A 23,508-nucleotide genomic window follows, 5' to 3' on the forward strand; every position below is an offset into this window, starting at 1 on the left:
TAAAAATGAAAATGAACATTTGGAGTATTTCTAATGTATGAAAAGTAATCTATCTTTTATAAAAAACTTTGCTTTAAATTGTATATCTAAGCTCACTGGCTTATTAAATATTAAAAAAGTAAAAAATTTCATTATGGATAAATACAATACTCTCCATAAAGAAATTGTAGTGTTTCTTGAAAAATCTAAAAACCTGTTAAATACCAACATTGAAATCGGGTTATATCACTTCTATAAAGGTAATATATCAGATGCAAAGTTAAGATTTTGGTTAATTAGCATATTCTACCCCAATTTACCTCTAGTCTGTTATAATATTGGAAGATGTCATTTTGCAGTAGGAAATACTAATAAAGCTTATAATTATTTAACAAAGACACTAAAATTAGATAGTAGTCACAAAGAAGCTTCTTACTACTTAAAAAAAATAACAAACACATCAGATATCGTAGAATTGCCTGAAAATCTCATAAAACAATATTTTGATTACACAGGTGAATATTTTGTTGAGCATTGGCTAATTGCCAAACAATACAGAGGGCATGAACTAGTACACATGATAATTACAAAAGTCTTTAACAACTCCACTTCTAAACTGAATATACTCGACCTTGGTTGCGGTACTGGAATATGTGGTCACTTCCTAAAAATAAGTAATATTAGAAGTCGCATAACAGGAGTTGACATCTCAAATAGAATGCTCAATATTGCAAGAGGATGCCTTATAAAAGGTAAACCTGTTTACGATGAGTTAATACATACAGAAATGAAAGAATTTCTTAAACAAGAGAAGAACCAGCAGTATGATGTAATTATCTTTGCTGAAGTGCTACACTATCTACATGATTTTCTAGCAGAATTGGAACTAGCAAAAGGATTGACAAACAAAAAAGGGGTTATTGTATGTTTAGTAAGAAGAAAGGAAGGTAAAGGTATTGACTTTGTAAACAAAGGAGATTATTTTCGTCATTCAGAAGATTATATTCAGCATGTTGCAAAAGAAACAAATATGCAAATAAGTCAAATGAGTTACTGTAAAATATATGGCAGTCAGGTTGATGGTATCTTATTTGCATTACAACATCCACAAACAAATTCAACAACTTAATCGAGAAATCGCTCAAATAAATTTCTATATTATCATAAAAGGAGCCTTATGAATTACATTACTATTAATTACGCAAAAGATAGTAAATTAACCGATTTTGGAAAAGCAGTTCTATTGGATAGGTATTTAATAGAAAATGAAAGTTATCAAGATCTCTTTATACGTATTGCTAATTACTATTCTGATGATAGAAAACATGCACAACGTCTTTATGATTACATGAGCAACTTGTGGTTCATGCCTTCAACACCAATACTTAGTAACGGCGGTACCAAAAGAGGATTGCCTATTTCCTGCTTTCTTAATGAAACTGAAGATAGCTTGAAGGGAATAGTTGATCTATGGAATGAAAATGTTTGGCTCGCTGCACGTGGTGGTGGAATAGGTAGTTATTGGGGAAATTTACGTTCAATTGGTGAAAGTGTCAAAGGTAGCGGTAAAACATCAGGAATTGTGCCATTTATCGTAGTACAAAACGCTCTGACGCTTGCAATCAGCCAAGGATCCTTAAGAAGAGGAAGCTCAGCAGTTTATCTTCCTGTATGGCATCCAGAAATAGAAGAGTTTCTAGACTTACGTAAGCCAACTGGTGGTGACCCAAATCGCAAAGCATTAAATATACATCATGCTGTAATAGTAACAGATAAGTTTATGCAAGCTGTTGAAGATGATCAAGAATGGGATTTAATAAGCCCTCATAACAATAAAGTTATTTCAACAGTAAAAGCACGGGATATATGGATTAAAATATTAACAGCAAGAATTGAAACTGGAGAACCTTATATTATCTTTCTTAATGCAACAAATAACAATAAACCAGAACCTTACAAAAAGCTCAATTTAGATATCAAAATGTCAAACCTATGCAGTGAAATAACTTTAACTACAGGTTACGATCACCTGAAAAAGTCACGCACTGCTGTATGTTGTTTATCATCCGTAAATCTTGAATACTACGAAGAATGGAAAGATAATGAGCTTTTCATAGAAGATATAATGCGTTTTCTTGATAATGTATTAGAGGATTTCATAAACCACGCACCAAATGAAATACAGCGAGCAAAATATTCCGCAATAAGAGAGCGTAGTATCGGTCTTGGTGTGATGGGCTTTCATTCATTTTTACAAAGTAAAATGGTTCCTTTTGAATCAGTAACAGCCCAACAATGGAATAAAAAAGTATTTAAGCATTTGCGCGAGCAAGCGGATGTAGTTTCTAAAAAATTAGCAGAAGAAAAAGGGCCATGTCTTGACGCTAAAGAAATCGATCTAATGGAAAGGTTTACACATAAGCTCGCTATTGCTCCAACTGCCTCAATTTCGATTATCGCAGGCAACACTTCTCCTGGAATAGAGCCGTATGCAGCAAACGTATTTATACAGAAGACACTTACAGGTTCATTTGTAGTACGAAATAAATTCTTGCAAAAACTACTAGCAGAAAAAAATCAAGACAATGATGAAACATGGTCCTCAATTTCAACAAATGAGGGTTCTGTTCAGCATTTAGATTTTCTTAGCAAGCATGAAAAACTGACATTTAAAACAGCATACGAACTTGATCAACAATGGATCATAGAACATGCAAGTGATAGAACTCCTTATATTTGTCAATCTCAATCAGTAAATCTGTTCTTACCTGCCAATGTGCATAAACGTTACTTACACAAAATACATATGCTTGCTTGGAAAAAAGGATTAAAAAGCTTGTATTATTGCAGATCACAATCAATGCAGAGAGCTGACAAGGTCTCACATGACATATTCAAAAAAAGTGAAATATTGCAACAAAAAACAGATATTAATTATGATGAATGTCTATCATGCCAGTAGACTGTACATAACTTACTGTCACAAAAATACAATTGTACAAAAGTTATGTTTTCATAGATGCTACATAGAAATCCAGATGAATTTCTAAAGTCTATTCCAAGAGATAAACGTATAATGTGCCTTGATATGGGAGAAAAACAAATAGGCATAGCATTTAGTGATAAAACACAGCTTATAGCTACACCTCATAGTATATATTATAGAAGAAATATGAGCAAAGATTTAGGTTATCTAAATAGAGTGCTTAAAGAAAATGAAGCTGGATCAATGGTAATAGGACTACCATTCACAATAGATGAACAAGAGACCGAATGGTGCAAAGTAATAATCCAGTTTGCAAATAAAATAATAAAAAAATGCAAAGTACACATATACCTACAAGACGAAAGTCTATCAACATCTCTTGCAACTCACGCACTAAAAATTACTGGAATATCAATCACAAAATCAAAAAAAATAGATGATAAAATTGCTGCATGTATTATTCTACAACAAACATTAGATAAGATAAACGCCATCAAATAGTTTTTTAAACTGAATTCATGTAAAACTACTCAATAACAAAAATTTTTCGTATAAGCATGACAAATTGCTGTAGCAAGAGCATCAGCAGTATGGTGACATTTTATATTTGAGCTTTTAACTATTTGCTTTACCATAAATATAATCTGACCCTTATCAGCATGACCATTTCCAGTAATGCTCTTTTTTATATAGTTTGCATCATATTCATTCATGGGTAAATCCGTCATTCGTAATATTAAAATTGCAATTGCTCTTGCATATCCTAAAGTTAGCGAAGATTTTGGATTCTTATTAATAAAAATTTTTTCCACAGCAGCTTCATTTGGAGAGTATAGGAAAATTACTTTCTTTAATTGTTCAAAAATTATATGTAGACGTTCACCTACACCCAATTTACCATCAGTTGATATGGTACCGCCACCCAAAAATTTAATATTATTCTTTTCTTCCAGTCTAATAATGGCCCAACCAGTCTTACTCATCCCTGGATCTAGGCCTATTATTTTAATCACTTAATAAAGGCTTAACCAATAAATAAACAGAAATAAAAATATCCAGACTAGATCGACAAAGTGCCAATACCAAGAAGCAAACTCAAAGCATAAGTGATCTTGAGGTGTAAATTGATCTTTTCGAGCTCTAAATAAACATACTGACAAAAATATTATACCTATTATAACATGCACACAATGAAAACCAGTAATCATGTAAAAGTTAGATGTATAAATAAGTTTTTCTCCTGTTTCTCGCAAAGAAAAACTTGCTTCATGATATTCGATTGCTTGCACTATTATAAAGAACATCCCAAGCAATATAGTTATAGACAGCATTTTAATCATGCTTTTTTTATCATTTTCAAGTAAAAAATGATGTGCTGAAGTAATTGTTGTACCAGAAAGCAATAATATTAGTGTATTCATAAATGGTAAAGACCACGGATCCGGTGGTAAAATCCCTTCAGGGGGCCATTCAACTTTTTTTGTAGGAGAAAACGCTTCAAATAAAAAAACCGGATCAAGCCAGGCTTTAAAGAATGAACAAAAGAACGCTATAAAAAACACAACTTCCGAGAGGATAAATAAGTACATTGCAAGCTTGAGTCCATGTTTTACAATGGCAGTATGGCATTTATCATAAATTGCTTCTCTTATTACATCTCTCCACCAATAAAACAGTACACCTGATACTGCAGAGATTCCTAAAACTAAACCAAATATTCCAGAAGTTTGTTTATGAAATACACCAACTAACCCAAGTGCAAGAACAAAAATTGCTGCTGATATAGCAATTGGCCAGGGACTTGGGTCCACTAAATGAAAATCATGTTCTTTACTTTTCATATCATCTTCAAAAATACGTATTAAGCATACAAATTAGCTTAAAATTGTCAATATTTCTTAGGAAATTGATTAAATCTTGAAAAATTATATGCGCTGTTCCAAAAGTCTAACTCAAATTGTGCAGTTATTTTAAATAATTCAAGCATTCTGGTCCTTTCACTTTCCCTTACTTTGTTACAATACTCGTCAACAATACCTTCCAAAGCAACACATCCAGATTCCATCAAGCTACTGCCAAAAAAATCAAGCCAATCCTTATACCTATTATTTTTTTTAATTTTATTTCTCATACTATTAACAACAACTTTATATATAAAATGGCAAGAGTAGAGAACTGTTACAGCTTCATAAACGTTACTATATGAAGTAGACAAAAGAAAGTTAGTAAAATTGAAACACTCAAGCGACTTTTCTCCACGATTTATGGAATACACAGCAAAGTAGTGGTTGTATAACACTTTCATAATCTCTACTACCCCTTTAGCCACCTCAATAAATGGAACAATGTTGTTACAACTCTCCATTTTTGATGCAATCATTAAAACAGTACGAACATAATCAGCTAAAAAGAATGCATCTTGTTGTATATAAAATTTGAAGTTTTCTATGTTTAAAGTATTATTTGCTAATTCAACATTGAAAGGATGCTCAATAATATCCTTTAAAAGATTTGACCCATAATAGCTCTTAATTATACCACTGAACATCACATAAATTATAACATAATTTAGTGTTAATACTACAGACTATGCTAGAGAATACATCTCATCCCAAAACATTATTTCTAGCTCTAGACCTCTCTTAAAAAACTCATGCATCCTTCTTTTTTCACAATCGCCAGCTTTCTTATAAAATTTATTCGTAACATTAGTAAACTCATCAATTGCAGCATTCATTGCTTTGCTATTGTAAATATTGATCCATCCTTCGTACTTGCTATTTTTAACCTCATCAGGTGTTACCTCACTCATCATATTATGTAGAATGATTTGGTATATGTTAAAGCAAGGGTAAGATGCTGATAAAGCTTCAGCAACAGAACTGTGATATGCAGCGCGCATGAAAAAGTCAGTAAAGGCAGAACAGGATCTTGATTTTTTGTGATTATCAGATAAATCACAATCTCCAAAATGTTCTTTATATTGCCTCCGAACATCAAATATTCCTCTTGCCACATTTATTAAGCTGCTCATTATTTCAATATCATGAACTTTAGCTGCAATAATCAATAAAGCACGAGTACAGTCCACTAAATATAAAAAATCCTGCTGAAGATAAAATTTGAACTTTTCATAATCTAGCGTATTATTCATCAACTCAACATTGAAAGGATGTCCTTTTATTTTTTCAATAAGACCAGATGATTCTTTTATAGCAATATCATAAAATTCTTCTTTTGGTTTGTCGGACATCTTGCAAGCCTCATAAATATTAAAACTAGTATAGTTACTAAAGAGTTACTTACAATTTATAATAAGTTATTATATAAGTATCAAGCTAGAAATAAAAGAGTTTAATAGTTTAAAGAAATTCTCTCTTTTCTTCTTCTATATTAAATTCTTTACAAAAATCAGTAGATAAGTCCACACCTTCCCAAGAAAATCCACCATCACTTTCCGATTCTTTACCAAAATGCCCATAGCAGGCTGTACGTTTATATATAGGATGGTTAAGTGATAAATGTCTTATTATGCCTTTAGTTGATAAATCTATGTTACCTTCAATAAACCCTTTAATCCTCTCTTCATCTATTGTATTCGTGCCAAATGTATCAATGTAAAATGAAGTAGGTTTTGAGACACCAATTGCATAAGAAAGCTGCACAAGACAACGTTCAGCTAAACCTGCAAAGACAATATTTTTAGCAAGGTATCTCGCCATATAAGCTGCGGATCTATCAACTTTTGTTGCATCTTTTCCAGAAAACGCTCCTCCACCGTGTGGAATATAGCCTCCATAAGTATCAACCATAACTTTTCGTCCGGTTAATCCACAATCACCAACTGGTCCGCCAATAACAAATCTACCTGTTGGATTGACTAAGAGATTTTCTTTAGGGCACATCCACCCTTCAGGTAAAGATGAAGCTATGTAAGGATAAATTATTTCCTTCACTTTCGATTGACTCAGATCCTCAAGATGCTGTATTGAAACAACAATACTTTCAGCACGCACTGGAAGGTTATTCTCATACGCCAAAGTGATTTGCGATTTTGCATCCGGACCAAGCTTTACCTCTTTGACCATACTCATGATATTTCTCAGAATCGAGTGTGCATAAAAAATGGGTGCTGGCATGAGGCTTTCTGTCTCTATTGTTGCATAGCCATACATTATGCCCTGATCCCCAGCACCTTGATCCACACCTATTGCAATGTCATTTGATTGTTCATGTAGCAATATATTTACTTTCACTGTTTCCCAGTGGAAACCATCATGCTCATAACCAATATCTTTTATTGTATTCCGTACAATACTTTCAATCTTGCTATTTTCAATGTTCGGCCCAAATACTTCCCCAGCTATAATAACATTATCTTTAGTAACTAAAGTCTCTATTGCAGTACGAGAGGAAGAGTCATTAAAAAGGTATTCGTCAAGTATTGCATCTGAAATCTGGTCTGCTACTTTGTCTGGATGACCGGCTGCTACTGATTCACTGGTTACTGAATTCTTATGTAAAACCATCGCTTAGTTACACGATATCAAAACTATTGCAAATTTAAATGGTGGGTCTGGGAAGAGTTGAACCTCCGACCTCACGCTTATCAGGCGTGCGCTCTAACCACCTGAGCTACAGACCCGTATCTATTCAAGCCAAGGCTTGCATATCATCTGTAGGCACAACATCAATAAACGTCTTTTTATTTGCTGATTTTCTAAAACTCACCCAGCCTTTCGTTTTAGCAAAAATCGTATGATCTTTACCCATACCAACATTCTTTCCAGGATGAAATTTTGTACCTCTTTGACGTACAATTATGTTACCTGGAATAACCTCACCATTCTTCTTTATCCCGAGTCGACGCCCTGCCGAATCTCTACCATTACAGGAACTACCACCTGATTTTTTAGTTGCCATATCTTACCTCTTACTTTTGAAGACTAATTTCATTGATACGAAGAACAGTAATATACTGCCTATGACCATTTTTCCTACGGTAATTTTTTCTTCTCTTTTTCTTAAAGATTATAATTTTCTTATCTCTACACTGCTCCAGTACTTCAGCTTTAATAACAGCATTGGATGAACAAGATAAGCCATTGTTTGAAACACAAATCACTTTATTGATTTCCACTTCCTCTTTTTCTTCAGCTTGTAATCTTTCTACTTTAATTATGCTGCCTTTTTTTACTAAATACTGCTTTCCACCAGTTTCGATTACTGCAAACATGACAAATATCAATTATTGTTATTAACACTAATCGTAAATGATGTTACACATACTGTCAATATAAATAAAAACATGAAATACTTCTACCTTTATCTGCTTTTCCTCGTGGAGAGTAGTCAAGTTTTAAAACTTGACTACTCTCAAATTCTCTTAGTCTCATGAAAACTTTACGACGTTAATAAAAACTCAAGCTTTCACTAAAAACATTCAATCGGAGCTTATAAATTAAAACTCATTCCAAGTTCAAACCCATGAGAAAAATCACTGAACTTGTGAAGTTTATAGCCAGCGAAAACATTCGTTCTCTCAGAAAGTGGAAGATTAATACCAGCACCTATCTGGTAGGAAAAAAATCCTTCTTGTTTTTGAGACATTGCAATAATGCCTCCTGTGCCAAAAGTAATATAAGGAGTAATATCCGTACTTTCAAATTGATGATGATAATGAAGCTTTGCCATAAGTCCCAACTCTAGTCCAGCAAGGTTATACTGACTATTGAGAGTAGGTTTAACTACAGAACCAACCGAAATTTAACACTATCTGTATAGTGATAACCAAGATCATAATTAACACCAAGATTGCCATATGACGACGAAGTATAGATTCTATCTCTAATCCAATCAACTCCAAAAGACGGTGCTGACAGAGAACAGCAGACTACTAAAGTAAGTAATTTTTTCATTTTTACCCTCTAACCATGAATATACGCATATATACTCACAGAAAAGTTAAAAATTACATAACTTACATAATAAAATCGGAATCACTTTCTTAGCTACTTGCCTTTCTCTTGCAATTGCCAAACTTCTCTTTGTCACATTTTGTTACCTACCGCAATCATCATTTTAGCCTATATCACTTGCTTTTTTTCAACAAAAATTCAAACCAGACTTCACTAAAAACATTCAATCGGAGCTTACAAATTAAAACTCATTCCAAATTCAACCCCATGCGAAAGTTCATGAAACTTCTGCAGCTTGTAGCCAGCAAAAACACTTGTTCTCTCAGAAAGTGGAAGATTAATACCAGAACCTATTTGATAAGAAAAAAATTCTTCTACGTCTGGCCCTTGATTTTCTGAAAGAGGAATTTTAGCAACTCCTCCTACACCAAAAGTAACATAAGGAGTAATATCTGTATTTTCAAATTTATAATGATAATGAAGCTTTGTCATAAGTCCCGCGTCTAAAATCCCTTCACTCATAACAAGTTTAACTGCAGGACCAAATGAAATTTTAATGCTATCTGTACAATGATAGCCAAGATCATAATTAATACCAAGCATACCATACGACGAAGAGGTGTAGGTTCTATCTTTAACCCAATCAACTCCAAAAGACGGTGCTGACAAAGAACAGCAAGCCAAGAAAGTAAGTAACTTTTTCATTTTTATCCTCCAAAGATTAATATATGCACATACAAGCATATAAATATTAAAAATAGTATAAATTGCAAGTAAAAAATTGGAATTATTTTATTTTTTTTGTTATTTGTCTTTCTCTTGCAATTGCAAATTGGCATATCTTTCACTATCTGCTGCAATCATCATTTGAGTCTACATCACTTACTTTCACTTCAATATAATTTCCCACTAGCCTTTACTAAAAATATTCAATCAGAGTTTATAAATTAAAACTCACTCCTAGCTCAATTCCATGGAAAATTTTATGAAACCTTTGCAATTTGTAGCCAGCAAAAACACTTGTTCTTTCAGAAAGTGGAAGATTAATACCAGAACCTATTTGATAAGAAAAAAATTCATCATTGACTACAGCTTTGAAAGCCTCTCCAAGTAGAGCACTTATGTTTTCACCTATACTATCAGCTCTACCTACATTAGGTTTAGCCTTCATTGTACGCACTATAACAGCACCAACACCAGCAGTAATATAAGGAGTAATACCCGTATTTTCAAATTTATGATGATAATGAAGCTTTGCCATAAGCCCCACCACTGCTCCAAATTCTTCATCAAGAGTAGGTTTGATTAGAGAATTAATAATAGGTTTGATTACATAGCCAACTGAAATTTTAACGCTATCTGTATAGTGAAAACCAACGTCATAATTAACACCAAGTCGGCTATATGACAAAGAAGTATAAATTCTATCTTTAATCCAATCAACTCCAAAAGACGGTACTGACAGGAAACAACAGACCACCAAAATAAGCAACTTTTTCATTTTTAACATGTATATTGATATACATGTATACTAATATATATGTTAAAAATAACATAATTCGTGTAATAAAAATTAGAGTTATTTTATTTTCTTAGTTATTTGCCTTTCTCTTGCAATTGCAAGACTTTTCTCTGGCACATCCTCTACTATAACGCTACCTGCTGCAACTAGAGAGTCATCATGAACATTAAGCGGTGCAATTAATGAACTATTGGCACCAATAAAACAATTGCTTCCAATATTTGTTTTATGTTTTTTTTTTCCATCATAATTACAAATAACGGTACCTGCACCTATGTTACTCCCCTGCCCTACCTGAGTATTTCCTATATAACTTAAATGCTTTATCTTAGTATTTATACCTATATCACTTGCTTTTGTTTCAACAAAATTACCTATGATTGCACCATCACCTATTGTTGTATTTTCACATTTGGCAAATGGACCAACCCTAACACCAGATCCTATTTTTACTCCAGGACCAAAAAAAACGTATGGGTAAACAATCGAATCCATACCAATTTGCGTATCAAGAGAGAAGAAAACAGTTTCTGGAGCAACAAGCGTTACTCCAGAGTTAGTGAAAAACTTTCTTTTTTCTTCTTGAAAGTAAAACTCGGCCGTTGCAAGGTCATTCCTATTATTTATGCCAGTTGCCTCCTCCTCATCAGCAATAACATAGCCGACATTTAAATTACTCTTTACTGCAATGGCAACGATATCGGTCAAGTAATATTCATGAGCTTGGTTATTACACTCTATTTTCTCCACCAATTCACGTAGATTCTTTTCACGTGCAACCATTATTCCGGCATTAGCAAGAAATTCCTCATCATTATTTCTACCATTTTGTGCTTCTACGATTTCTCTTAGGGAACCGTTCTCAATAATTAGTCTACCGTATCCTTTATTATTAGTTTTAAACCCAAGACAAACTAAAGCATTGCTCTCTCCTAAGCAGCTTATCATTTTAGTTATTGTGCTGCTTTTTATTAGTGGAGTATCCCCATACTGCACAACAACTATATCTGACAATTCTTTCAGGTTTCTCATTGCAATTTTGACTGCATCCCCTGTACCGAGCGTTGACTCTTGTGTAATTAGTTTTATACCCTCAAAGCATTTCAGCCTTTGAGTTAAAGGCAAATCGACTACAATAACTATTTTTTCAGGATTCAGCTGCTTTGCATTGTAAATGACATGCTCAAGCATGGAGAAATTACCTATTTTGTGCAGAACCTTAGGCAAGCTTGAATTCATTCGTTTACCATGCCCAGCAGCAAGTACAACAAATGTATAAGATTTATTTGTCACTTATCTTAAAGACGAAAAATGAAACCCATAATGGTTGAGCCAACTAACTCTATTGTCGTAAAAGCTCCTTAGATCACTAATTTGATATTTCAGCATTGCTAGCCTTTCTATACCAATCCCAAATGCAAAGCCACTGTATTTAGTATGGTCTATTCCAACATTTTTAAAGACATTTGGATGCACCATACCACATCCAAGTACTTCAATCCATTTACTACCTTTATAACTTATGTCCACTTCTGCAGAAGGCTCAGTAAAAGGAAAAAAACTATTACGAAAGCGTATTTTTAGACCTTTATCTCCGAAAAATTTACTAAGGAAGCGATGAATAGTAAATTTTAATTGGCCCATATTGACATTTTCATTAACATAAAGCCCTTCTATCTGATGAAACATAGGAGTGTGAGTTGCATCAAAGTCATTTCTGTATACCCTGCCTGCAGCAACTATTTTAATTGGAAAAGCTTTTATCTTTTCCATAGTTCTAATCTGCACAGATGAGGTATGAGTGCGCAGCACCATTCTTTTATCGTTTATTTTATTCTTTAAGTAGAAGGTATCTTGCTCCTCTCGCGCAGGATGATGACTTGGAGTATTTAGCGCATCAAACACGTGAAATTCATCTTCAATATCAGGACCATCAACTGCTTTGAAGCCCATATGTGCAAAAATGAGCTTTACTTCACTTATAACTTTGCTCAGTGGATGAATCTTGCCAATTCTTTCTGGTCTGACAGGCAGTGTGATATCAACTGCTTCATTTTGCAGTTTTAACTTAACTTCTTTATCTTTTAGTTCATTTTCTTTGCTTGTTATAAGCTGGTCTATCTTATTGCGTAAAACATTAATCACTGCACCTAGGTCGCGTTTTTCTCCTGCATCATCTATATTCTTTAAGTCATCGAAATAAGCCTTTATTAGACCCTTTCTCCCCAAGTATGACAACCTAACTTTTTCTAAATCTTGCAAAGAAGCAGCATTTTCAATCTCAGAAACTGCCTTATCTTCAAGTAAAGGTATTTCACTTATTAGCTCTTTATTCACCTTAAAAACGCTAGCTTAAACTTTCATTATAGTGAAGTCTTTAATATCATCAATAAAACTATTCGCATAAAAAGTTGTCATCAGAGTAGCTGATCTCTATGATGGTATCATTAAAATTGCCCCTATCCGAGTGTTTCCTTCTTCTGTCATTCCAGTGCTACGACACTGGAATCCAGCCTTTACTTAACAATAAAAACTTAGCATAACTTTCGTGCTCAAAAAATTCCTGAATTCCAGCATCAAGTGCTGGAATGACATCTCTATAGGACTCCTAACCAATCCAAAATATTAAGAAATTCACCAAGCAAAAAAAAGGCAAAAGAATCTCCCAGTAGTGAGTTTTATAATGTAAATTGGCATTGTAATAATGTTCTAACGCTTATTTTAAGCGGATTTTGGCTGAATGTAGAAAAAATAAAAAAGACATGCAGCCGCTATAATTTTATGTAATTTGCCAATAAATATCTGAGTTTTTTTACTGAATTTTGTCATTGAATCTGCGCAGATCAAAAACAAGGATAAATACTCTTATTGTCATGATAAGGAAACTGATGAGGTTTGTAAAGTAACTTCTTCTGCTCTTATTGAATCCAACGCGCCGCTGTTATGCAAGGGTGCTATAATTATTAATTTATTGACTAATTATGTTTTTTATTTCACTCTACATTAAAAAATTTACTCATGCATAGTAGTAACATAGAAACTAAGAAAAAATACGAAATTGAGGGTTTACCTAAGTTTTTTAAGGATAGATCTAAAAAAATAAGTAAGGCATTTTCTAATGAAGTACTGGAGATTAGCACCATTCGCTCAAGAAGTGTTGTAAGTGATACACAAGAGTTTTCATTTAAGCTCAAACTGCTAACAGAGGTAAACCCTAATACAATATTAGCTCAAATAAAACATTTAATTGACTTTTTTAAAATCTGCCTTTCTCAGGAGAAAAACTTCACAGCCAATATAAAAGTACCAAAAGAAAGTGAAGAACTATACAACAACCACCATAAAGCGAATAAAACTGTAGAAGAATTCATAAGTAATGCTTCAATTCAAATCCTTCTGCAGGGCATAACGATAACGCTAAAAACAGACAAAAACATCAATCTAGATAGCTTGCAACAAATCGAGGCACTCTTAAATGAGAAGCTAAAACATGTAGAAAAAGCCAAAAATGAGGAGCAAAGTCAAGATATATCACAAGTAGAAGAAACTGAAAATAAAAACGAAAATGTGGTTGAAAAAAGGAACAAGCAAGATAAACAAATTGTGCAAGGTTCGTTTGGCTACAATATAGTAAGTAACAGAAAGCAAATTACACGCGCACCAGTAATTGTTGCTGCAATGCATGAAAATATTTCCTGGCTTAGGTCTCTTTTTCAGCCATTCAATTTTTTTAATACGGCACAATTCTTTTTCCCACAACTGCCCAAATTTTCTATACAGAGTAACAATATGCCACCTGGTGTTATTCCAGCACTTGACCAAAAAGAAAAAGAACCAGTGTTAGACACTCGGATAACAGAGGGTAGTATAGGAAATTTAGTCCCTCAAGAAACAGAGCGGGATATAGGTCAAATTAGGTCACACACAGATTATTTTAAGGCTAATAGAAAAAAGAAGTCAAAAAAGCAGGCTAAAGAATTATTGCAAGAAGAAAAACAATCAATCATAAAACAAGCTCAAATTGATGCTAGAGTAGCTATGATAGATAATGTAGCTAAGCACAAGGGAAAAAAACTCGATGAAATATTCGTAGAAGTAGTAAGTGAATATAAAAATCAAGATCCAGAAATATTTCACAATATTTTCAACTCAATGTTTAATATTATTTATTTCCAAGATAAACAACTACATGAAGTATTAGAACCAGATGAGATATCAGAAGCATTAGAAATGCTGAAGATACCACAAACAGCCGGCAAATCTTCTTTTCCAAAAGAGTATTTACACAAGCAAGTATATAGAAAAAAAGAGCAGTTGATTAAATTAGTTTCAGGCCAACCTTCTCCACAGCCTAAAAATGTTTCTCATGAAATTTTACCAAGCAAAGCTGTAGACCATTTACCAAAAACAAATGAAGCTAAAACTCGATTGCCTACTAATATTAGGCTCAAATCACCATTAAAAGCTATGTTTTCTTCGAAAGAGACTTATTTTTGTCTATTTTTAGTAGCAGCTTCTATATCAGCACTCTGCCTATGGCACTTGCCGCTGGGAAAAGTGTCAATTTTAAAGGAATTGGTGCTAACAGAAAAAAGGGAAAGTATCGGTCTAACATTAAACATAGGGTTACCAATATTAATTACACTGTGCGTTTTGAACCTGGCTTACTTTCTATATTCTGAATATTCTGTAGAATCTATTGAGCAGATAAGTAAAAAAGATCTTCCTTTGCGCACCTAACAAATAAGATCTTTTGTGATATAATTATTTATTTTATTGCATGTTTAAAGGAATTATCAAAGATATTGGCACTATAACTGATATCACTATCCACCCTAACTCTGATCAAATCTTCCATATTGAGACACAAAATTTATCCTCTATAAACAAAGGAGATTCAATATCCTGCTCCGGAGTGTGTTTAACTGTTGTCAACATAATGAGCAATGTATTCACAGTTCAAGTATCTCAAGAAACCATGAAGGTTTCTAACTTAAATACGTGGAAAACAGGGAAAAAAATAAACCTAGAACAAGCAATGAAACTGAGTGACAGAATTGACGGCCACTTGGTTCAGGGTCATGTGGATGACACAACAGAAATTTTAACAATCAATCAAAATTTAGAATCTCATGAAATCAGACTATCATGCCCACAAGAATTAATTAAATTTGTTGCAAAAAAAGGTTCTGTAACGCTAGATGGAGTTTCCCTTACAGTAAATTCAGTTGTCGATCAAGAATTCACTGTGAACATTATTCCCTACACATGGAAAAATACAACTTTTCAATATAACAAAACAGGTAATTACCTAAATTTAGAAGTTGATATGATTGCTCGGTACTTAGACCAGCTGATAAAATATCAACACAATTAATTTTACAACTTTGTTATTTACAACTATTATATCTTGAAAATCATATAGATACAAAATATGTTTTTCGATAGCCTAATTATCTTTATTATTGTCTTGTGTGTAATAATATCGATAACTAGAGGTTTTATAAAAGAGCTATGTGCATTAATGTTCTTGCTCTTATCAGTCTTTTTGACAGCTAGTTACTATGATTTTTTTATTATAAATTATAGTAAGTATTTTGACTCTAAAGTTACACAAAACATACTTTCTACAATCTCTGTATTTATCATACTTAATCTTACATTCATGACAATGAATAACTGGCTAATGTACATATTATCACCTATAAGGTTGGGATTAATGGATAGAGTTACTGGAATCTTTGTCGGAGCACTCAGAGGAATATTGCTTTCTTATGTACTATTTTTTGCTGTGCACTTATATTGCCACACAGTATATGATAAAAAAGAGGGAGAGTCTAAAATAGACGCAGAAGACATATTGCCCAATTGGATAATAAATTCACACTCTTATCAGGCTTTATTTGTGACAACAGAAGAAGTAATTAACATGTATGTACCAGAGTCATTGATACTAAAAATAAAAGAGATTGGTGAGGAAATGGTTGATCAAGAAAAATCTCAAAACAATAAAGAAAAGTGAGTGTTCATTTTCTATAGCTAAATTAGCTTAGACAGCTGTTATCCACAGCAGTGCGCCATAGGTTACCAATTCCTATTACTAATCAAACAAAACTGCAAACATTGACGAATAAGTAAATCATCAAAAAAATTTAAATGTATAATTTTAGTTCATCAATGTAATACAACAAAACTTTTTTAGTGAATTCAAAATCTTCTAAGGTATTTCCTTCACATCTTGCTGTTATGCAGTTTTGCGTATTTGATACTCTAAGAAGCCACCAACCTTTATCATCAGTTACCTTAATTCCATCAAGCTCTGAAAATACAATGTTTTGCTGCTTTAGTGTCTCCTTTATTGATTCAATTATTTGAAATTTTTTCTCATCCTTCACTACAATTTTCACTTCATGAGTGATATATAACTTTGGTAAATCTTTAATCATCTCAGATAGGCTTTGGTTTTTCTTAAGTAAAATGTCAATGGCTTTAATAGCAGAATATAGTCCATCATCAAAACCTAGCTCAGAAAAGAAAAAATGTCCACTCAGTTCACCGGCAAACTTTGCTCCTTCTTCTACCATCTTTTTCTTAACTAGTGAGTGTCCAGTGGCACAGGTAATTATTTGCCCTCCTAATTTGCTAACGAAATCATGCACTTTCATACTCATTTTTACGTTGGCAATAACCTTGCTTTTTGGGTGTTCCGCCAATACTTCACGTGAAAAAATCATAAACAAGTGATCATTGGAAACAACATTACCTTTATTATCAATCAAGCGTACCCTATCACCATCACCATCAAGTGCAATACCAAGATCACATTTATCTTTCTTGACAATATCTATTAACTGAGCAAGATTTTTCTCTTCTATGGGATCTGGGTCATGCAGTGGAAACGTTCCATCTATAAAGCTATTGGTTACGATGTGTATATGATCTGGTAAAATCTTTTCAATATACCTTACAATTGTTGGGCTATTGCCAAAATCCCAAGCTATTTTTAGTTTTTGTGTAGCGTTATTCTTGAGCGCATTTTTTAATATGTTAACGTACTCACTATATATATTCGTGTTAATTAAGCTTCCAATTTTCGTGCTGTTTTTAATTGTATTGCCTATAATTTCCTTCATTTCTTGATCTGAGTAAACTTTTTTACTACTGAAAAATTTAAAGCCGTTATATTCTCTGGGATTATGAGAAGCAGTGATCATAATCCCAAGATCTGCCTGCATTGTTGCAGCGTAGAGCATAGGTGAAGAACAGAGCCCAACGCGTATAACATTCGCACCGGATAAAATCAAGCCTCTGATTAATTCTTTTTCTATGCTTGGTGAATCTATCCTGCTGTCATAGCCTACACAAACGTTAGCTGCAGTTTGACCGAATTTTCTACCTATTTCATACCCATCACTGATTTGCAGGTCTCTGCCTACCACACCTCTAATATCGTATTTTCTTATAATAGTATTGTCCATACTGCACTTCTTGGAGTGGTTAATATATAACATTCCCGCCAAATACTCAAGTTTATTTAACTATAAGATTAGTTGATTTTTTAAGAAAATATGCTAATATTATAATATAGTTCTCTAAAAATAGAAATTATGCTAAAAGAAAACTTATTTATAGCTGAAAATCAAGGTTTAGATGTAGATGAGCAAAAGAAAAATGATATTTTAAGTTTCATTAAATCTTGCAAAAATTTTCAGGATTTTATCAGAAAACTAGAAGAAGAAAATTTAATCTGGTACTTTATTGGTCCTTTACACAAAGATGAGAACATTAAAGAACAGGTAAGTTCAAAGTGGAAAGAGGAGTTTCAAAAGTTTGAGCAATCAATAAATGCAACACATAAAAAATTCGCAGAATCTCTACCAAGTGAAAATTTCTTAGTATATACAACACAAGATAATGAATTTAAAATTAGATTTGAAAATAAAGAAAAACCAATAGAGATTAGCACCCTTTTAAGAGTCAGTGACGAAGGCAAGGTTTATAACCTATCTTTAGGGAAAGATAGTCAAATAACTGCAACCAAAAAAGGCAGCGAAAGGCACTATGATTTTACTGGTTCAAGCTCATGTGAGATGACCATTAACTGGCAAGCTAAGGATTCTAAAGGCAATAGCATAGATTGTAGCATGACTGTAGAAGTAAATTCTAAGGGCATAAAAAGAGTGATTGATGAACCAAAATTTGGAGAAATAACTGACCCAGAAGAGGTATTAAAATTAGTTGAGCAGAATAAAGAAGTTTTTATCAATGGCAAAACTCTATATCAAACTTTCACTGACATGGTCAAAAGTGTGAACGAGCAGCAAACACCAGCAGAGGAAACATTTACAAAAGATTCACCACAGTCAGCTACACCAAGTAGCAGTGGATATTCTTCTCTTAATACACCTTCTTCACGCAGAAGTTCTTTGTCTATTAGTAGTGAATTTAATGGTGAAGATGAAATATTTGAGAGTGATACGTTTAGTGATGAAGAAGAGAACAAACAAGAAGGAAATGAGTTAGAGGAAGAAAACACATATCTCAAGAAGGAAAACGCGGAGTTAAAAAGCCGTAATACGAAGATAACAGAAGAAGGTGAAGCAGAAGCAAGTCAATTAATCGAGGAAAAGCAAGATTTGGCAAAAGAAGTCACAAGACTTAAAGATGAATTGAAAAGAAAGGAAAAAGAGTTAGCTGAAAAGGATAAAGACATAGATCGATTAGCACAAAAAGTAACCGTACTAGAACAAAGTCAAAAAGATAAAAATGCTAGAATAAAAGATTTAATTAATCAATTGAAAGATAAAGAAAGTGAGATTCAGTCAACAAATAGAATAAATGCGGAACTACAGGAAAAATTTAAGCAAAGTGAAGCTAAGTTAAGTACACTAGAAAAAAAGAATACAAATTTTGAAAATGATCTCAAGAAAATATTGGTAGAAGGTTCACAAGATAATCACGAAAAGCAGTTTGTAGAACAATGGATGGAAGCAAAAAATGAAAACGAAAAATTGACTGATAAAGTAAATCAATTAGCTAGAGAATTAAATCAACTGCAAAAAGAAAAGGGAAATTTAGAAAGGGAAATTTGGCAACTTAAATCTGGAAGATCACTTGCGGATGAGTTCAGTGAAGTAAATGCGAAAGTAGCTACTTCAACTCAAACTGAAGTTGAATATGAAAGTAGAAGAATCCAGGCAAGTGATCACGAAACTACAGTTCCTAAAACACAAGACCAAGGTACACAAGCTGCGGATAAATCTTCAAGCAAAAGAATTAGTAAATTAGGAAAGGAAAATAAAAGTTTGGCTAGGGACAAACTAATGATATCTGAACAATTAAAACAAAAAACAAAAGAGATTGATGAGTTAAAGAAAAATTTAAAACAATTACAAGAAGAAAACACACAACTAAGACAAAAAGCTACTAAAGGTACAGGTGTTGATGCATCATCTTCAACAGATCAAAAAAAGACTAAGGAAGAAGAAGCTCGAACAAACATACCACAAAACATTATGGATTGGCCTGTTCCAATTCCGAATGATAAACCGGAAAAACAGCAAACTCCATTAGAACCAACTAAGGTCAATACAGAACTATCAAATCCAAACACAGTTCCTGCTAAGACTACGGAAAAATCTACCCCTTTAGGATGATGAGTTTTTACTTCAACTATAGCTAATCCAAACGAGATATTATATTGCAATAATCACTAATTTTCTGTGCTTTCAAAAAAACACATCAAGCAAAATCATTTGAGAGTAAGTGGACATTGTTAGATGAATTAACCCTAACTTAAGAATCAGATATATACAATATTAGTATGTTTAATTAATAGTGAGGTTTAAAATGTCACCTAGTGAAAAAAACTCTTCAAATTTTGTTGAAACTAAGCAAGATGATCTTAAAATGATTCAAGATTCTTCATTAAATTCAGATATCATTCACGATCCCAAGAAGCTAAAAGACAGAATTATGGATCTGTTAAAAGGAGATACAGAATTCTCCAAGATGAAGCAAGGAGATAAGGCCCTTGTAGTAGGTACAGCAAGTGGATTATTTGCAGCAGTGTTACCATTTTTGGCAGTTGGTGCAACACTTGCTATACCAAGTGCTATAGTTGGTCTTACTCTATTTTTCGCTGCGAAAGTTGCTGTAAAAGCAGTTCAATCTGGATATAAAGGGCTCAAATGGTCAGCAGAAAAAACAGTTGAAGGAGCGAAGCATATTGGCGGAAAAATCAAAGATGGTGCTGTATATGCCAAGAATTCGGTAAAAGAAACTGCAAGTTCTGTAAAACAGGCAACACAAGAGAGAGCTAGCTCTACATTAAGAAAAATGGGGGATAACATTCAAAACCTTGGAAGGAAGATGAGTGATAGTGGTGCAAGCATGTCTAGTTTAGATGGCATCGCATATTCAATAGGTAATGAAGATCAAACTGTTATTTTGAAAACAAAAGAAAAAACGAGAAGTTTTAATAGTGTAAAGGAAATGTTTGTCAAGGAAGTTTTTGAAGACAAAGGTGTGAATAGCTCTGCTTTAACTAGGAAAATATTTTCTAAGCTGGGGGAAAAAATATTAGAGAAAGCTTATTCTGTTGATGGTCAACACAGTGCCAAAAAGGACCAGTTGATCAACCGATTGAAGCAGCAAATAGATTTTATCAATAAATTAGATGCTAAGAAGTTGCAACATTTGTTAGCTAAAGATAATAGCAGCCTATATGAAATTTTTTCTGAATATCATGATGAGATTAAGGAAGTTATTAAAGAATGCAAGGAAGAGCATACTCGTTTTAATACTTTAGAAAGGCTTAATAAGTCAGCAAAAAGGCATAAAGCAAGTTCTATGAATTCACTGGAAAATAGCTTATCAGGTAGTAGTTCAACGAGTTCTATAAGTACTGTTAGCAGCAAAGCAGAATTATTAAATCCTAATGAGCATAAGGAAGTAAAAGAACCTACTTCATTTTGGAGCAAGTTGTTACCATCACTAAAAGGTGGCAAAAAGCCAGAGGAAGCTACTTATATAAGATATCAAGATTCTGAGTTGGATCAGATACAATCTGCGGAGATAGGAAATAGCCGTTTTTATGTTGCTCCGGAGAAACCGCCAAGAAGCAATTCAACGGGTTCTTTAAGCACTGACAGTACTGCTACAACTTCTAGCTTTGCCAGTTACCGTCGTAATTCTGATAGTGGGTTCAATTCACCAAGTTCTTCTCCGCAACATGGTATGTTCACTGAGAAAAATGGCAAGTTAAAAACCCAAGATAACTTAAGAAAGACAGGTTCTTTGGAAAAATTGGTGGGACCTTCTTCAACAGTAACTGCTGAAGTCGATGTAGAGCATCAAGCTCCAAAAATGAAGATATAGAGAGTAAACAAAACTATCTATCTTCTTAAAAAAGATGTTACTCACTGAGTAACATCTTTTTTTCATTTGATCAAAAACATTCGCTTATTTAAGATCAGTTTTCTAGCACTGGGCCAATTATGGAGTTTCTTTTGCCTTTTTTCTAGGTTATGCAAGAAACTTGAAAAATAAAATTTTTATTCAATAATTTGTGTATAAGGGATATCATTTTACTGCTAGCGAAATAAACCAGAATGAAGTCTATTTTATTGACAAGGCCTTTATTAGATTCGTTGAGCACAAGAAGCACGCTAAAAAAATATGGATACAAAGTTTTTATAGAGCCAGTATTCACAATAAAGTACTTAAATCCTGATATATCCGCGCACGAATTTGATGTTGTGATATCTACAAGTAAAAACAGTGTAAAGGCTTTCAGTCAAATATGCAAAGAGGATAACTTTTCGATTATTACAGTTGGTAATTCAACTATGCAGGCTGCAAAAAATTTGGGATTTTCCGATATAATCTCAGCAGACAGCAACGTTGATGGTCTGATATCATTCATAAAATCTCATTATTCAAATGCAATAAAGTTCTTATATATAAGGGGACAAGAAGTATCATGTGACCTAAAAAAAAGATTATCTGAAGAAGGTTTTAACGTAAGAGAAGTTGTACTCTATAAAACAATTACTAAAAGGAGTCTAACTAATAGGTGTAAAAATTTACTATTGGACGGTAAAATTGATAGCGTTGCTTTTTTTTCCTCACAAACTGCAAGGGTATTTTGTTCATTAGTTCTAAAAAGTGGGCTATCTCCTGTGATGAATAATACAGTTGCATATACCATGAGTAAAAACATTGCTGATAGTTTAAAGTTAATCAAGTGGAAAAAAATTATAACATCGAGGTTGCCTACAGGGGAGAGTTTAATTGATATAATTAATAAGGATTGTTGATGCTAAAGATTGCAACTTGGAATGTAAACTCCATACGTAAAAGAATTAACCAACTTTGTAGTTTTATAGTTGATAGTCAGATAGATATAGTTTTGCTGCAAGAGATAAAATGTACAGAAGAGCAATTTCCTTATGCAGAGATAGAAGAATTAGGATATGAATATGCTGTCTATGGACAGGTTGCAAGAAATGGTGTTTGTGTTTTATCTAAATATCCAATACTGGAGAAGTTTAAAATTGATATTGTAGAGAGTCATCAAGAAGCACGTTATATAGAGTGTGTGATAAAACACACCAATAATAAGGTAAGGGTAGGAAGTGTATACGTTCCAAACGGTCAAAGCCCAGACTCTCATACTTTTGAGTATAAACTCAAGTTTTTTGATAACCTATATGAAAGGATGGGCACTTTGTTGAAAAATGAAGAGTTAACTATTATAGCTGGCGATTATAATGTTGCACTGGATGAAATTGATGTTTTTGATTCAAATTTATTAAATGGCCAAGTGTGCTTTCATATAAAAGAGCGTGAGAAATTAAGAGCGATCTTGAATCTTGGTTTTAAAGATGCATTTAGAATATCTCACCTCAACTTACAACAATTCACTTGGTGGCATTATCAAGGTAATTCACTCAGAAACAATCAAGGAATGCGAATAGATCATATGCTGCTATCGCCACAAGCTGCAGATAAATTGGAAACATGTTACATAGATGATAGGTTGCGTAAACTAGAAAACCCATCTGATCATACTCCTGTTGTATGTGTTATAAAACAATAAA

The 23,508-nt window shown here is 33.2% G+C and carries 22 protein-coding genes, 1 tRNA gene and 1 pseudogene; 10 read left to right on the forward strand and 14 right to left on the reverse strand.

Translation table 11 applies throughout. The features are described 5' to 3' along the window. Positions 1 to 37: 37 nt before the first annotated feature. The 3 genes from OOK82_RS03760 to ruvX are packed head-to-tail and all read left to right on the forward strand — an operon-like array spanning position 38 to position 3,466. Positions 38 to 1,108, forward strand: coding sequence for a class I SAM-dependent DNA methyltransferase (locus OOK82_RS03760; RefSeq protein ID WP_264375925.1), 1,071 nt, complete (start codon positions 38 to 40; stop codon positions 1,106 to 1,108). Positions 1,109 to 1,156: 48 nt separating this feature from the next. Continuing rightward, entirely contained in the window at positions 1,157 to 2,941 is a 1,785-nt protein-coding gene (locus OOK82_RS03765) for a ribonucleoside-diphosphate reductase subunit alpha (RefSeq protein WP_264686666.1), read from the forward strand. Between the two features lie 57 nt (positions 2,942 to 2,998). Beyond that, on the forward strand, positions 2,999 to 3,466 hold the full coding sequence (ruvX, locus tag OOK82_RS03770) for a Holliday junction resolvase RuvX (RefSeq protein ID WP_264686667.1): 468 nt from the start codon (positions 2,999 to 3,001) through the stop codon (positions 3,464 to 3,466). 29 nt (positions 3,467 to 3,495) lie between these two features. Here the strand turns inward: ruvX and ruvC are convergent, their stop codons facing one another. The 13 genes and pseudogenes from ruvC to pheS form a co-directional block, all read right to left on the reverse strand. Next, positions 3,496 to 3,978, reverse strand: a complete 483-nt coding sequence (ruvC, locus tag OOK82_RS03775; RefSeq protein WP_264686668.1) for a crossover junction endodeoxyribonuclease RuvC — start codon at positions 3,976 to 3,978, stop codon at positions 3,496 to 3,498. After that, entirely contained in the window at positions 3,979 to 4,806 is an 828-nt protein-coding gene (locus OOK82_RS03780; RefSeq protein ID WP_264682306.1) for a cytochrome c oxidase subunit 3, read from the reverse strand. Between the two features lie 47 nt (positions 4,807 to 4,853). Beyond that, positions 4,854 to 5,513, reverse strand: a complete 660-nt coding sequence (locus tag OOK82_RS03785; protein ID WP_264374610.1) for a TenA family protein — start codon at positions 5,511 to 5,513, stop codon at positions 4,854 to 4,856. A 39-nt stretch (positions 5,514 to 5,552) separates the two neighbouring features. Continuing rightward, positions 5,553 to 6,218 carry a TenA family protein gene (locus OOK82_RS03790; RefSeq protein ID WP_264686669.1) on the reverse strand — a complete coding sequence of 222 codons (666 nt, stop codon included), beginning with the start codon at positions 6,216 to 6,218 and terminating at the stop codon, positions 5,553 to 5,555. Positions 6,219 to 6,327: 109 nt separating this feature from the next. Next, a complete protein-coding gene (gene metK, locus OOK82_RS03795; RefSeq protein ID WP_264704467.1) occupies positions 6,328 to 7,494 on the reverse strand; it encodes a methionine adenosyltransferase in 1,167 nt (388 codons plus the stop codon). 39 nt (positions 7,495 to 7,533) lie between these two features. Next, positions 7,534 to 7,610: transfer RNA gene (locus tag OOK82_RS03800), tRNA-Ile, on the reverse strand. Between the two features lie 8 nt (positions 7,611 to 7,618). Further along, positions 7,619 to 7,888: a 50S ribosomal protein L27 gene (rpmA, locus tag OOK82_RS03805; protein ID WP_006012184.1), complete on the reverse strand. Its 270-nt coding sequence runs from the start codon at positions 7,886 to 7,888 to the stop codon at positions 7,619 to 7,621. Positions 7,889 to 7,898: 10 nt separating this feature from the next. Next, on the reverse strand, positions 7,899 to 8,201 hold the full coding sequence (gene rplU / locus OOK82_RS03810; protein WP_264686671.1) for a 50S ribosomal protein L21: 303 nt from the start codon (positions 8,199 to 8,201) through the stop codon (positions 7,899 to 7,901). Positions 8,202 to 8,419: 218 nt separating this feature from the next. Next, positions 8,420 to 8,883: pseudogene (locus tag OOK82_RS03815) on the reverse strand (outer membrane beta-barrel protein). A gap of 234 nt (positions 8,884 to 9,117) precedes the next feature. Continuing rightward, complete coding sequence (locus OOK82_RS03820) at positions 9,118 to 9,588, reverse strand: P44/Msp2 family outer membrane protein (RefSeq protein ID WP_007302508.1); 471 nt, start codon at positions 9,586 to 9,588, stop codon at positions 9,118 to 9,120. A gap of 235 nt (positions 9,589 to 9,823) precedes the next feature. Then, positions 9,824 to 10,384: a P44/Msp2 family outer membrane protein gene (locus tag OOK82_RS03825; RefSeq protein ID WP_264377670.1), complete on the reverse strand. Its 561-nt coding sequence runs from the start codon at positions 10,382 to 10,384 to the stop codon at positions 9,824 to 9,826. A 78-nt stretch (positions 10,385 to 10,462) separates the two neighbouring features. After that, a complete protein-coding gene (locus OOK82_RS03830) occupies positions 10,463 to 11,698 on the reverse strand; it encodes an NTP transferase domain-containing protein (protein WP_064085986.1) in 1,236 nt (411 codons plus the stop codon). After that, on the reverse strand, positions 11,699 to 12,742 hold the full coding sequence (pheS, locus tag OOK82_RS03835; protein WP_264686674.1) for a phenylalanine--tRNA ligase subunit alpha: 1,044 nt from the start codon (positions 12,740 to 12,742) through the stop codon (positions 11,699 to 11,701). A gap of 681 nt (positions 12,743 to 13,423) precedes the next feature. Between pheS and OOK82_RS03840 the strand changes: the two genes are divergently transcribed. From OOK82_RS03840 to OOK82_RS03850, 3 genes are read left to right on the forward strand one after another with little or no spacing between them, the layout of a single operon-like run. Beyond that, the gene (locus tag OOK82_RS03840; protein WP_264375932.1) at positions 13,424 to 15,145 is read left to right on the forward strand and encodes a hypothetical protein; all 1,722 of its coding nucleotides are present in this window, start codon (positions 13,424 to 13,426) and stop codon (positions 15,143 to 15,145) included. Positions 15,146 to 15,185: 40 nt separating this feature from the next. Beyond that, complete coding sequence (locus OOK82_RS03845) at positions 15,186 to 15,782, forward strand: riboflavin synthase (protein ID WP_064085308.1); 597 nt, start codon at positions 15,186 to 15,188, stop codon at positions 15,780 to 15,782. A gap of 57 nt (positions 15,783 to 15,839) precedes the next feature. After that, a complete protein-coding gene (locus OOK82_RS03850; RefSeq protein ID WP_064085309.1) occupies positions 15,840 to 16,427 on the forward strand; it encodes a CvpA family protein in 588 nt (195 codons plus the stop codon). 130 nt (positions 16,428 to 16,557) lie between these two features. Here the strand turns inward: OOK82_RS03850 and OOK82_RS03855 are convergent, their stop codons facing one another. Then, on the reverse strand, positions 16,558 to 17,883 hold the full coding sequence (locus tag OOK82_RS03855) for a phosphomannomutase/phosphoglucomutase (RefSeq protein WP_010407162.1): 1,326 nt from the start codon (positions 17,881 to 17,883) through the stop codon (positions 16,558 to 16,560). 129 nt (positions 17,884 to 18,012) lie between these two features. Between OOK82_RS03855 and OOK82_RS03860 the strand changes: the two genes are divergently transcribed. From OOK82_RS03860 to OOK82_RS03875, 4 genes are all read left to right on the forward strand, one after another. Continuing rightward, a complete protein-coding gene (locus OOK82_RS03860; protein ID WP_264704468.1) occupies positions 18,013 to 20,061 on the forward strand; it encodes a coiled-coil domain-containing protein in 2,049 nt (682 codons plus the stop codon). A 193-nt stretch (positions 20,062 to 20,254) separates the two neighbouring features. Beyond that, a complete protein-coding gene (locus tag OOK82_RS03865) occupies positions 20,255 to 21,784 on the forward strand; it encodes an actin-bundling T4SS effector WalE1 family protein (protein WP_264686679.1) in 1,530 nt (509 codons plus the stop codon). A 233-nt stretch (positions 21,785 to 22,017) separates the two neighbouring features. Beyond that, positions 22,018 to 22,725, forward strand: a complete 708-nt coding sequence (locus OOK82_RS03870) for a uroporphyrinogen-III synthase (protein WP_064085243.1) — start codon at positions 22,018 to 22,020, stop codon at positions 22,723 to 22,725. Continuing rightward, a complete protein-coding gene (locus OOK82_RS03875) occupies positions 22,725 to 23,507 on the forward strand; it encodes an exodeoxyribonuclease III (RefSeq protein WP_017532452.1) in 783 nt (260 codons plus the stop codon). Before OOK82_RS03870 ends, OOK82_RS03875 begins: the two co-directional genes overlap by 1 nt. Position 23,508: the final 1 nt, after the last annotated feature.

The organism is Wolbachia endosymbiont (group B) of Apotomis betuletana (assembly GCF_947250475.1).
In the GTDB taxonomy this organism is placed as follows: domain Bacteria; phylum Pseudomonadota; class Alphaproteobacteria; order Rickettsiales; family Anaplasmataceae; genus Wolbachia.

What these genes read in the sequence shown, in the direction of transcription:
- OOK82_RS03760 (WP_264375925.1), top strand. Translation starts at nt 38, where the DNA reads ATGAAAAGTAATCTATCTTTTATAAAAAACTTTGCTTTAAATTGTATA.
- OOK82_RS03765 (WP_264686666.1), top strand. Translation starts at nt 1,157, where the DNA reads ATGAATTACATTACTATTAATTACGCAAAAGATAGTAAATTAACCGAT.
- ruvX (WP_264686667.1), top strand. Translation starts at nt 2,999, where the DNA reads ATGCTACATAGAAATCCAGATGAATTTCTAAAGTCTATTCCAAGAGAT.
- OOK82_RS03780 (WP_264682306.1), bottom strand. Translation starts at nt 4,806, where the DNA reads ATGAAAAGTAAAGAACATGATTTTCATTTAGTGGACCCAAGTCCCTGG.
- OOK82_RS03785 (WP_264374610.1), bottom strand. Translation starts at nt 5,513, where the DNA reads ATGTTCAGTGGTATAATTAAGAGCTATTATGGGTCAAATCTTTTAAAG.
- OOK82_RS03790 (WP_264686669.1), bottom strand. Translation starts at nt 6,218, where the DNA reads ATGTCCGACAAACCAAAAGAAGAATTTTATGATATTGCTATAAAAGAA.
- metK (WP_264704467.1), bottom strand. Translation starts at nt 7,494, where the DNA reads ATGGTTTTACATAAGAATTCAGTAACCAGTGAATCAGTAGCAGCCGGT.
- rpmA (WP_006012184.1), bottom strand. Translation starts at nt 7,888, where the DNA reads ATGGCAACTAAAAAATCAGGTGGTAGTTCCTGTAATGGTAGAGATTCG.
- rplU (WP_264686671.1), bottom strand. Translation starts at nt 8,201, where the DNA reads ATGTTTGCAGTAATCGAAACTGGTGGAAAGCAGTATTTAGTAAAAAAA.
- OOK82_RS03820 (WP_007302508.1), bottom strand. Translation starts at nt 9,588, where the DNA reads ATGAAAAAGTTACTTACTTTCTTGGCTTGCTGTTCTTTGTCAGCACCG.
- OOK82_RS03825 (WP_264377670.1), bottom strand. Translation starts at nt 10,384, where the DNA reads ATGAAAAAGTTGCTTATTTTGGTGGTCTGTTGTTTCCTGTCAGTACCG.
- OOK82_RS03840 (WP_264375932.1), top strand. Translation starts at nt 13,424, where the DNA reads ATGCATAGTAGTAACATAGAAACTAAGAAAAAATACGAAATTGAGGGT.
- OOK82_RS03845 (WP_064085308.1), top strand. Translation starts at nt 15,186, where the DNA reads ATGTTTAAAGGAATTATCAAAGATATTGGCACTATAACTGATATCACT.
- OOK82_RS03850 (WP_064085309.1), top strand. Translation starts at nt 15,840, where the DNA reads ATGTTTTTCGATAGCCTAATTATCTTTATTATTGTCTTGTGTGTAATA.
- OOK82_RS03855 (WP_010407162.1), bottom strand. Translation starts at nt 17,883, where the DNA reads ATGGACAATACTATTATAAGAAAATACGATATTAGAGGTGTGGTAGGC.
- OOK82_RS03860 (WP_264704468.1), top strand. Translation starts at nt 18,013, where the DNA reads ATGCTAAAAGAAAACTTATTTATAGCTGAAAATCAAGGTTTAGATGTA.
- OOK82_RS03865 (WP_264686679.1), top strand. Translation starts at nt 20,255, where the DNA reads ATGTCACCTAGTGAAAAAAACTCTTCAAATTTTGTTGAAACTAAGCAA.
- OOK82_RS03870 (WP_064085243.1), top strand. Translation starts at nt 22,018, where the DNA reads ATGAAGTCTATTTTATTGACAAGGCCTTTATTAGATTCGTTGAGCACA.
- OOK82_RS03875 (WP_017532452.1), top strand. Translation starts at nt 22,725, where the DNA reads ATGCTAAAGATTGCAACTTGGAATGTAAACTCCATACGTAAAAGAATT.